General features: G+C 38.1%; 10 protein-coding genes. All 10 read left to right on the forward strand.

Annotated features, from left to right (window positions below; translation table 11 throughout):
• Positions 1-7 precede the first annotated feature (7 nt).
• Complete coding sequence (gene hisD, locus D8M03_RS10330; RefSeq protein ID WP_121214696.1) at positions 8-1,288, forward strand: histidinol dehydrogenase; 1,281 nt, start codon at positions 8-10, stop codon at positions 1,286-1,288.
• Position 1,289: 1 nt separating this feature from the next.
• Positions 1,290-1,895, forward strand: a complete 606-nt coding sequence (gene hisB / locus D8M03_RS10335) for an imidazoleglycerol-phosphate dehydratase HisB (protein ID WP_121214697.1) — start codon at positions 1,290-1,292, stop codon at positions 1,893-1,895.
• A complete protein-coding gene (hisH, locus tag D8M03_RS10340) occupies positions 1,892-2,536 on the forward strand; it encodes an imidazole glycerol phosphate synthase subunit HisH (RefSeq protein ID WP_121214698.1) in 645 nt (214 codons plus the stop codon). Before hisB ends, hisH begins: the two co-directional genes overlap by 4 nt.
• Positions 2,530-3,288: an imidazole glycerol phosphate synthase subunit HisF gene (gene hisF, locus D8M03_RS10345; RefSeq protein WP_121214699.1), complete on the forward strand. Its 759-nt coding sequence runs from the start codon at positions 2,530-2,532 to the stop codon at positions 3,286-3,288. Before hisH ends, hisF begins: the two co-directional genes overlap by 7 nt.
• Positions 3,285-3,920 (forward strand): bifunctional phosphoribosyl-AMP cyclohydrolase/phosphoribosyl-ATP diphosphatase HisIE, encoded by a 636-nt coding sequence (gene hisIE, locus D8M03_RS10350; protein WP_211330903.1) that lies wholly within the window; start codon positions 3,285-3,287, stop codon positions 3,918-3,920. Before hisF ends, hisIE begins: the two co-directional genes overlap by 4 nt.
• 124 nt (positions 3,921-4,044) lie before the next feature.
• On the forward strand, positions 4,045-5,574 hold the full coding sequence (locus D8M03_RS10355) for a tetratricopeptide repeat protein (protein ID WP_121214701.1): 1,530 nt from the start codon (positions 4,045-4,047) through the stop codon (positions 5,572-5,574).
• A gap of 100 nt (positions 5,575-5,674) precedes the next feature.
• Positions 5,675-6,619 carry a thioredoxin-disulfide reductase gene (gene trxB, locus D8M03_RS10360; RefSeq protein ID WP_121214702.1) on the forward strand — a complete coding sequence of 315 codons (945 nt, stop codon included), beginning with the start codon at positions 5,675-5,677 and terminating at the stop codon, positions 6,617-6,619.
• 782 nt (positions 6,620-7,401) lie between these two features.
• Positions 7,402-7,872 (forward strand): 8-oxo-dGTP diphosphatase, encoded by a 471-nt coding sequence (locus tag D8M03_RS10365; protein WP_121214703.1) that lies wholly within the window; start codon positions 7,402-7,404, stop codon positions 7,870-7,872.
• Between the two features lie 14 nt (positions 7,873-7,886).
• A complete protein-coding gene (gene rapZ / locus D8M03_RS10370; protein ID WP_121214704.1) occupies positions 7,887-8,771 on the forward strand; it encodes an RNase adapter RapZ in 885 nt (294 codons plus the stop codon).
• 4 nt (positions 8,772-8,775) lie between these two features.
• Positions 8,776-9,747 carry a gluconeogenesis factor YvcK family protein gene (locus D8M03_RS10375; protein ID WP_121214705.1) on the forward strand — a complete coding sequence of 324 codons (972 nt, stop codon included), beginning with the start codon at positions 8,776-8,778 and terminating at the stop codon, positions 9,745-9,747.
• Positions 9,748-9,919: the final 172 nt, after the last annotated feature.

A 9,919-nucleotide genomic window follows, 5' to 3' on the forward strand; every position in this document is an offset into this window, starting at 1 on the left:
ACGACTTGTGAAAATAACAAAATTAACAAACAACATTTCTTTAAAAAGACAACTTGAAGGTGGAAATGAAGAACAATTAAAAACAGTTCGCAACGTTCTTCAAGATGTACGTGAAAATGGCGATGAAGCTCTTCGAAAATATAGTGAAATGTGGGACGGCATTAAACTTGACGACTTCCGCGTTTCTCAAGAAGAAATTGAGGAAGCTGTAGCAAACTTCGACGAACAATTAAAACAAGATTTAGAAGAAGCAGCAGCAAACATCCGATATTACCATGAAGCACAAAAAAGAGATGGCTATAAATTACCTTTAGCGAATGGATCTTGGTTAGCGCAACGTATTATTCCATTAGATGCAGTTGGATTATATGTACCAGGTGGCTCTGCTGCATATCCATCCTCTGTATTAATGAATGTAATCCCAGCTCAAGTGGCAGGAGTAGAGCGTATCGTTATTACTTCACCAGCAGGAAAAGACGGCAAATTACCAGCTGCAGTATTAGTGGCTGCATCCATTTTAGGTGTAAATGAAATTTATAAAGTGGGTGGTGCACAAGCAATTGCTGCACTTGCTTACGGAACAGAGACAATTGCACCGGTTGATAAAATTACAGGCCCAGGAAATATTTACGTTGCATTAGCAAAACGTGAAGTATTTGGGGAAGTAGCCATTGATATGATTGCAGGTCCAAGTGAAATTGCCGTTCTTGCAGATGATTCAGCATATGCAGATGAAGTGGCAGCTGACCTATTATCACAAGCAGAGCACGATGCATTAGCATGTGCGGTATTAATTACAACAAGTGAAAAACTAGCGAATGAAGTTGCTGAAGAAGTGGAAAAGCAATTACGCGAACTACCACGTGAAGCAATTGCACGAAAATCGATTGAAAACTTTGGTCATATTTATATTGCAGAGTCAATGGAACAAGCGATTGAAGCAGTAAATTCGTTAGCACCTGAACATTTAGAAGTCGTTACTGAAAATGCAGAAAGCGATGCAGAAAAAATCCGCCATGCTGGAGCGATCTTTGTGGGTCGTTATAGCTCTGAACCAGTTGGAGACTATTTTGCAGGAACGAATCACGTTTTACCGACAAATAGCACAGCGCGTTTTGCAAGTGGGTTAAATGTAGATGACTTTATTAAACGTTCCAATGTCGTTTATTATAGTGAACAAACATGGCAAGAAAGTGCACCGAAAATCGCACGACTTGCACGAATGGAAGGATTAGAAGGACATGCCCGTGCGGTAGAATCCCGTGGCTGGACTAAAGGAGATAAGTAAAATGACAGAATTTAAACGTAGATTTGCAACTATTGAACGTAAAACAAACGAAACAAAAATTGCTGTCGAAATCGATTTAGATGGTGATGGACAAGCAGAAGTAAATACAGGTGTACCTTTTATGGACCATATGCTTGATTTGTTTTTAAAGCACGGTTTATTTAACGGTAAAATTATTGCAGATGGCGATACACACATCGATGCTCACCATACAACAGAAGATATTGGGATTGTATTAGGACAAGCGATTCGTGAAGCGTTAGGTGATAAAAAAGGCATTAAACGTTATGGTAATGCTTTTGTGCCAATGGATGACGCATTAGCTCAAGTGGTAATTGATTGTTCAAACCGTCCACATCTTGAATATCGCGTAGAGCCAGCATTAACGCAAAAAGTTGGCACATTCGATACAGAGTTAGTACATGAATTTTTATGGAAATTTGCCCTTGAAGCGCGTATGAATGTTCACGTGATTGTCCCTTATGGTCATAATACACATCATATTATAGAAGCGATTTTTAAAGCGTTAGCTCGTGCAATAGATGATGCGGTGCAAATTGACCCTCGTGTGAAAGGTGTACCGTCAACGAAAGGACTTTTAACATGATAATTGGTGTAATTGATTATGGAATGGGTAATTTATTCAGTGTTGAACAAGCATTAAAACGTTTGAATTGTGAAGTGGTTGTTTCAGCGGATCCTAGTACATTAGCTGCTACAGATGCTTTAATTTTACCAGGCGTTGGAGCTTTCCCAGATGCAATGAAACGTTTATCTGAAACAGGTTTAGATCAGTTTATTCGCCAGCAAGTAGATGCGAAAAAACCACTCCTTGGCATTTGTTTAGGGATGCAATTACTGTTTGAAGAAAGTGAAGAAGTGGCGCCTACAAAAGGCTTTGGCTACTTTAAAGGGAAAATTACAAGATTTTCTGGTGAAAGCGAGTTTGGAAAATATCGTGTACCACATATGGGGTGGAATACGTTAGAGTTTCAATCATTACCAACTTGGTTAGAAAACAAAACGTTACCTGAAAGTAAATATGTTTATTTTGTACATTCCTTCTACGGTGCAAATATCGATCGAGAACAATTAGTAGCGAGTGCGGATTACTTCGGTGTTGAAGTTCCAGGTGTTGTACAAGCAGGTTCTGTTTGTGGCATGCAGTTCCACCCTGAAAAGTCAGGAGAATTTGGCGTGTTTTTACTTGAACAATGGCTAAATGGTGTGGAGGTGCTGGCATGTTAACAAAACGTATTATTCCTTGCCTTGATGTAAAGGAAGGCCGAGTTGTAAAAGGTATTCAATTTGTAGAACTACGAGATGCGGGGGACCCTGTTGAACTAGCAAAATTCTACGATGAACAAGGTGCAGATGAATTAGTATTTTTAGATATTTCCGCTTCCCATGAAGGTCGTGAAACGATGGTCGATGTTGTAAGACAAACGGCTGCAACCCTTGCCATTCCTTTTACAGTAGGTGGAGGTATTCGTACATTAGATGATATGAAACGAATCCTAAGAGCTGGAGCAGACAAAGTTTCTGTTAATACTTCTGCTTTAGAAAGACCAGAGCTCATTAAAGAAGGTTCTGACTTCTTTGGTGCACAATGTATTGTTGTTGCTATCGATGCGCGTTACAGTGAAGAAGATGGAACTTGGATGGTCTATACACATGGTGGACGTAACAAAACGAATTGGCAAGCAGTTGAATGGGCGAAAGAGGCAGTTCGTTTAGGTGCGGGTGAAATTTTATTAACAAGTATGAACCAAGATGGTGAAAAGTCTGGTTTTGATTTAGCTTTAACAAAAGCAGTACGTGACGCTGTAACTGTACCAGTCATCGCAAGTGGTGGTGCAGGGAATGCAGAACACTTTGTAGAAGTTTTAAAAGACGTGGATGCGGATGCAGCATTAGCAGCTTCAATCTTCCATTATAAAGAGACAAGTGTTGCAGAAGTGAAAGCGCACCTTAGAGAAAAAGGAGTATGTGTAAGATGATAGAAGGATTAAAGTTTGACGATAAAGGATTAATCACTGCAGTTGTACAAGATGCACAAAGCAAAGAAGTATTAACTGTAGCTTATATGAATGAAGAGTCTTTACAAAAAACAATTGAAACAGGTGAAACTTGGTTCTACTCTCGTTCTCGTAACGAGCTATGGCACAAAGGAGAAACAAGTGGCAATACGCAAAAGGTTGTTTCAATTAAAACAGACTGTGACAAAGATGCATTAGTTGTAGAAGTTTTACCTGCAGGACCAGCATGTCACAATGGTACAACTTCTTGCTTCACAGAAACGGTTGTAGAAAACGAACGCGTTGGATCACTTGATATTATTGATGAACTAGTTAACGTTATTCGTCAACGTGAAATTGATATGCCAGAAGGAGCTTACACTACATACTTATTTGACAAAGGAATCGATAAGATTTGTAAAAAAGTTGGAGAAGAAGCAACTGAGGTTGTCATTGGTGCGAAAAATCGTGATGCAGAAGAAGTGAAATGGGAAGCTGCAGATTTAATCTACCACTTATTAGTATTATTACAAGAACAAAAAATCAATGTTTATGACGTTCTTGGCGTACTTAAAACTCGTCACGAAGAAAAAAGAGCAAGTACGAAAAAATAGGTTTGAAAATAGATGATTCCGAACATGATTATAATGACTATTAACATAATTGTGTTATAATAAAATCAATTGTCAAAGGAACGTACTAAGATACGTTCCTATTTTCATGTTCGGAGGATTTAACTTGGAGAAAAAGCGTCAAAAAGAAAAAACGAATAATGTTGTTACATTTATTCCAAATGGCGAATATTACTTTAATAAAGCATTAAAGGCCATTGATAAAGATCAAATGGATAAAGCTTATAAATATATGAAGCGTGCTGCAGAGCTCAGTCCAGATGACGCCCATGTGTTAATGCAATTCGGCATATTAGAGATGGAAGCGCAAAATTTCGAAAAAGCATATGAACTTATATATACTGCTTATAGCCTTGAACCTAGTGAAGCGGAACATGTTTTCTTTTTAGCTGAAATCTCAGGTTGCATCGGATTAATGCGAGACGCTCAAAAATATGCAGAAATGTACTTACAAATGGAACCAGATGGAATGTATGTGCAGGAAGCAGAAGATATTTTAGAATTCGTTCAATTTGAAGAAAATGAAGTAGAATTTTTAGACGATGATGAATCGCAAAAATTGATTGCACAAGAAAAAGCACGACGATTAATGGAAGATGGAAATTTTCCTGAAGCGATTGAAGTGTTAGAACAAATAATAGAAACGTATCCCGATTTATGGCCAGCCTATAATAATTTAGCTTTGGCTTATTTTTATGTTGGCGAAACAGAGCAATCTAGAGCACTATTACATAACGTTTTGAGAGAAAATCACGGCAATTTGCATGCTCTTTGTAATTTAACAGTCGTTGCGTATTATGAAAAAAATGAAGAAGAACTACAAGCATTGCTAGAGATTTTAAAGAAAATCAATCCATACGATTGGGAAAATCGTTATAAATTAGGGGCTACACTTGCGCTTGTTGGTCAATATGAGTTGGCATACAAATGGCTACAAAGTATGAAAAAACGTGGCTTTACTGGAGATGCAGGTTTCTATTTCTGGTTAGCACAATCTGCTTATTTCAGCGGTCGTGAAGAAGAAGGGAAAGCAGCATGGAGAATTCTCGTGGAAATGGATCCTACTAAGGAAGGGTTAGAACCATGGGGCAATCTTTCAGAAGAAGTAAATATCGATTCTTTAGAGCAAAATCGTGAATTCATCATTGAAAAAATTAATAGTAAATACAGTGCTCATCGAATGTTTGGCTTCTTTTTATTAAGTAAATCAGCTCATAAACAGGAAATCATTGCACATCCTAAATTAATCGATCTTTCAAAATACAGCGGCATCGAAAAACTATGTCTTGCCTATGCACTACAACATTCATTTAACAAAAAAAATGAGCTGGAAAAATACTTTGTTCGTTCAATGGAAGTTGCTGAAGAACTGTACAACAAAAGTGGATCGATTACCATCGAATCACAGTATTTATTCCAAATGTGGTTTGTGCTATGTGAAAGAGCATTAAAAGAAGGCTATGAATTTAAAAATATTAAAGCTTTGGCTGCATCTGTCGAGTATATGTTTTACTCTACGATAAATAGCGAAAAAATTACTAAAAAACATTATGCAGAAAAATATAGTATTTCCGTTTCAACTTTATCGAAATATATTGAAGAACTCGTTCAATTTTTACCTTTTGATTCTAAGTAGGCTAGGCAAACTATTTGAAGTTACAAACTAATTGGCATAGGATTAAAGTGGTAAATGTAGTTAAATACGTAGGATATCTTCAAATTGGGAGGCTTTTTTCATGGCAGAAGAAAAAATTTATGACGTAATTATTATCGGAGCAGGTCCTGCAGGGATGACAGCAGCGGTTTATACATCACGCGCAAATCTTTCTACATTAATGATCGAGCGCGGTATCCCTGGTGGACAAATGGCAAATACAGAAGAAGTTGAAAACTATCCAGGCTTTGAAACAATCTTAGGCCCTGAATTATCAACTAAAATGTTTGAACATGCGAAAAAATTCGGAGCAGAATACGCTTATGGTGATGTTGCAGAAATCATTGACGGCGAAGACTATAAAGTGATTAAAGCTGGTTCAAAAGAATATAAAACACGTTCTATCATTATCTCAACTGGTGCGGAATACAAAAAAATCGGTGTACCGGGTGAAAAAGAACTTGGTGGACGCGGTGTAAGTTATTGTGCAGTATGTGATGGTGCATTCTTTAAAAACAAAAATCTTGTCGTAATTGGTGGCGGAGACTCTGCTGTTGAGGAAGGTGTTTATTTAACACGTTTCGCAAACAAAGTAACAATTGTTCACCGTCGTGATAAACTACGTGCACAGAAAATTTTACAAGACCGTGCCTTTGCAAATGAAAAAGTTGATTTTATTTGGAATCATACGATAAAAGAAATTAACGAAAAAGATGGCAAGGTAGGAAGTGTAACGCTTGTATCCACTGTTGATGGCAGTGAGCAAGAATTCCAAACAGACGGAGTTTTCGTATATATCGGAATGGACCCATTAACTGCACCATTTAAAAACTTAGGCATATTAAATGAACAAGGTTATGTTGTGACTGATGAGAAGATGCAAACTTCTGTGAAGGGTATCTTTGCAGCAGGGGACGTACGTGATAAAATGCTTCGTCAAATCGTGACTGCAACAGGCGATGGAAGTATCGCTGCTCAATCAGCACAAGTATATGTAGAAGAGTTAAAAGAGAAAATTAGTCAATAGTAATATGCTTTTAATTATTCTGTAACTTCGTTGCAACAATATGCAAGTATAATAAGGGAAATGAAACCATAACCCCCTTTTATTAACATAGAATTTTGGTTGCCTCCATTCTTTGGAAGCAACCCTTTTTTTGTTTAGAAAAGCGAAGCGCGTTCGTTTAGCCGTGACAGAAACTGGAGACTTCTGACAAGTGTGCTCGCACACGCAGGAAGAAGTCGAAGTTTCCGAACGGCTAACGCGCGTAGCTAGACAATAGAAAAGCGGAGAACGCTCGTCCAGCTCTTGACGGCACTGGCCGACAAAAACGCCACATCACGTGGCATTGTCGGCACTTGTACATCCGTGTACTGCGGAGACTTCCGACTAGCGTGTTTACACGCGTCGGAGGAAGTTGAAGTGTCCGAAAGAGCTAGCGTTCGCAGCTAGACAATAAGAAAAGCGGAGGCGGCTCGTCCAGGCTCGACACGCGCTGGAGACTTCGACAAGAAGGCGCTCTTTGCCTTCGTAGGAGGAGTTGAAGCGACGCGAGAGCCTAGCCGCCGCAGCTGGACAAAAGAAAAGCGAAGCGCGTTAGTTTAGCTCCGAAAGCAACTGGAAGAATCGCCTTCAAGGGCAAAAAGCGTCCTTTTGTCAATAAGAAAAGCAAAACGCAAAACGTTGCTAAACTCCATCCCCGCTTTTCTAGGCATGTCTAATAATTTAAAAACGTATTATTTTGTAACGGAGTTATTTGAACAGGTATAATGTAATAATAGGAGTAACCAATGATTTGAGGTGTTATTATGCAAAGGATCGCAAATTTATTAGCAATTCAAGACGGAAAAGTATTACTATTAAAGAAACCAAGAAGAGGTTGGTATGTTGCTCCGGGTGGAAAGATGGAGAGCGGTGAATCGATTTATGAAGCTGCGACACGAGAGTTTTTTGAGGAAACAAATGTAACGCCAAAAAATGTTCATTTAAAGGGTATCTATACAATGGTCATTAAGGATGGCGAAGAGCAAGTGGATGAGTGGATGCTGTTTACCTTTGTAGCCCAAGGAATAGAAGGAGAACCTTTTAAGCAAACAAGAGAAGGTGTACTCGAGTGGCATCCTATCGAAAGTATTCATAAACTACCAATGGCTGAAGGTGACCGTGTAAACTTGCTTTTTGCAGCACTAAATGAAGGCACACAATACGGCACATTTGTTTATACAAAGGATTTTGAACTATTAGCACAGAAAATACAAAATTCAAACGAACTAAAATAGAGGAGATGATCATCATGGGTAATAGTAAAAACTATACACATGAGGTAGTCATTATAACAGGAATGTCAGGGGCGGGGAAAACAGTTGCTGTTCAAAGCTTTGAAGATTTAGGGTATTACTGTATCGATAATTTACCCCCTGCGTTATTAACAACATTTTTAGCCTTAATGAAAGAATCGGAAAGACACATTACTCGTATCGCAGCAGTGATGGATATGCGTGGTGGTGAATTTTTTGATTCATTAATCGATGCACTCGATTTACTTGAGAAAGAAACCTATGTTCATACTCGTGTTCTATTTTTAGATTCTGACAATGAAACATTAGTAAGAAGATATAAAGAAACTCGAAGATCACATCCTCTAGCCCCAACAGGATTACCACTGGAAGGGATTAAAAAAGAACGAGAACTGCTTGCGGAATTAAAAGGCCGAGCAAAATTTGTGTACAACACTTCGAACATGAAACCGCGGGAATTACGAGAACGAATTGGAAAAGAGTTCTCGAATTCCGGTAGTCCGAAATTTTCAATTAATGTTATGTCTTTCGGGTATAAAAACGGAATTCCGATTGATGCTGACTTAGTTTTTGATGTGCGTTTTTTAACAAACCCTTACTATGTGGAGGAATTGCGTCCTAAAACAGGTTTGCAAATGGAGGTCTCTTCATATGTGTTAGCATCTGAAGAAACACAAGAACTCATTGTTAAACTAACAGACTTATTTAAATTTATGATTCCTCAATATATTAATGAAGGGAAATCACAATTGGTAATTGCTTTTGGCTGCACGGGAGGACAGCATAGATCTGTCACATTAGCAGAATATTTTGGTGAACTATTAAGTAGTAACTATCAAACTGCTATTACTCATCGTGACATCAATCGTAGAAAGGATTGAAGTAATGAAAAAAAGAAAACCGAATGTCGTGGTCATTGGGGGAGGTACAGGACTATCAACGATGTTACGCGGATTAAAAACATATCCGTTTAATATCACAGCAATTGTAACCGTTGCGGATGATGGCGGTTCATCTGGACGTCTTCGGGATGACTACGATATTCCTCCACCTGGGGACATACGAAATGTGATTGCAGCACTATCCGATACAGAACCACTTGTTGAACAAATGTTTCAGTATCGTTTTTCCCAATCAGTTGATTTAGGTGGACATTCCTTAGGCAATTTAATGCTTACTGCTTTAACAGACATTACTGGAGATTTTAGTCATGCGATTGCAGAGATGAGTAAAGTACTTAAAGTTCACGGAAAAGTAATCCCAGCTGCCAATAAAAAAGTGACATTGCATGCAGAATTAATCGATGGAACGATTATTGAAGGGGAATCGAAAATCCCGAATTCCCATTTACCAATAAAGCGAGTATATTTAACACCAAACAATGTAAAGCCGCTTCCTGAAGCAATTCGTGCTATAGCAAATGCAGATTTTATTCTAGTAGGTCCTGGTAGTTTATATACTAGTATTATTCCAAACTTATTAGTACAGGAAATTGGTCAGGCATTGGTAAAAGCTAAAGGAAGAAGAATCTATATTTGTAACTTAATGACGCAAAAGGGTGAAACCATTCATTACCGTGCAACGGATCATGTGCAAGCAATCTATGATCATGTTGGAATGCCATGTTTAGATGCGATTTTAGTGAATAATATAGAACTACCACTTCCGATAAAAGAAAACTATAAAGAAGAGAATGCAGAACCGGTTAAATTTGATATAGATAAATTAAAAAATATGGGGCTTGAAGTCATTCAGAAGGAAATTGCAATAATCCAAACAGGTGCAGTAAGACATGAAGCAGGAAAAATTGCACAATGGTTATACGATTATGCATCGAACAATAATGTTAAAAGTTAACAAACATCTTTGAACTAATTTTTGATATGATATTATTCGGCATACATATTGGGTAGTGTCAAAACTTCTATGAAAAATTGAAAAACACAAGGTATTGGGCGATAAGTACTCTCCGAACGAGGGGACAATCGCTCTTGACAAACATTCCGAAAAGGTTGCGCCCATATTTTTG

It is taken from the genome of Ureibacillus endophyticus (assembly GCF_003628435.1).
GTDB classification, from domain to species: Bacteria; Bacillota; Bacilli; order Bacillales_A; family Planococcaceae; genus Ureibacillus; species Ureibacillus endophyticus.

Coding starts and splice junctions, on each gene's coding strand:
- hisB (WP_121214697.1), top strand. CDS start 1,290: ATGACAGAATTTAAACGTAGATTTGCAACTATTGAACGTAAAACAAAC.
- hisH (WP_121214698.1), top strand. CDS start 1,892: ATGATAATTGGTGTAATTGATTATGGAATGGGTAATTTATTCAGTGTT.
- hisF (WP_121214699.1), top strand. CDS start 2,530: ATGTTAACAAAACGTATTATTCCTTGCCTTGATGTAAAGGAAGGCCGA.
- hisIE (WP_211330903.1), top strand. CDS start 3,285: ATGATAGAAGGATTAAAGTTTGACGATAAAGGATTAATCACTGCAGTT.
- trxB (WP_121214702.1), top strand. CDS start 5,675: ATGGCAGAAGAAAAAATTTATGACGTAATTATTATCGGAGCAGGTCCT.
- D8M03_RS10365 (WP_121214703.1), top strand. CDS start 7,402: ATGCAAAGGATCGCAAATTTATTAGCAATTCAAGACGGAAAAGTATTA.
- rapZ (WP_121214704.1), top strand. CDS start 7,887: ATGGGTAATAGTAAAAACTATACACATGAGGTAGTCATTATAACAGGA.
- D8M03_RS10375 (WP_121214705.1), top strand. CDS start 8,776: ATGAAAAAAAGAAAACCGAATGTCGTGGTCATTGGGGGAGGTACAGGA.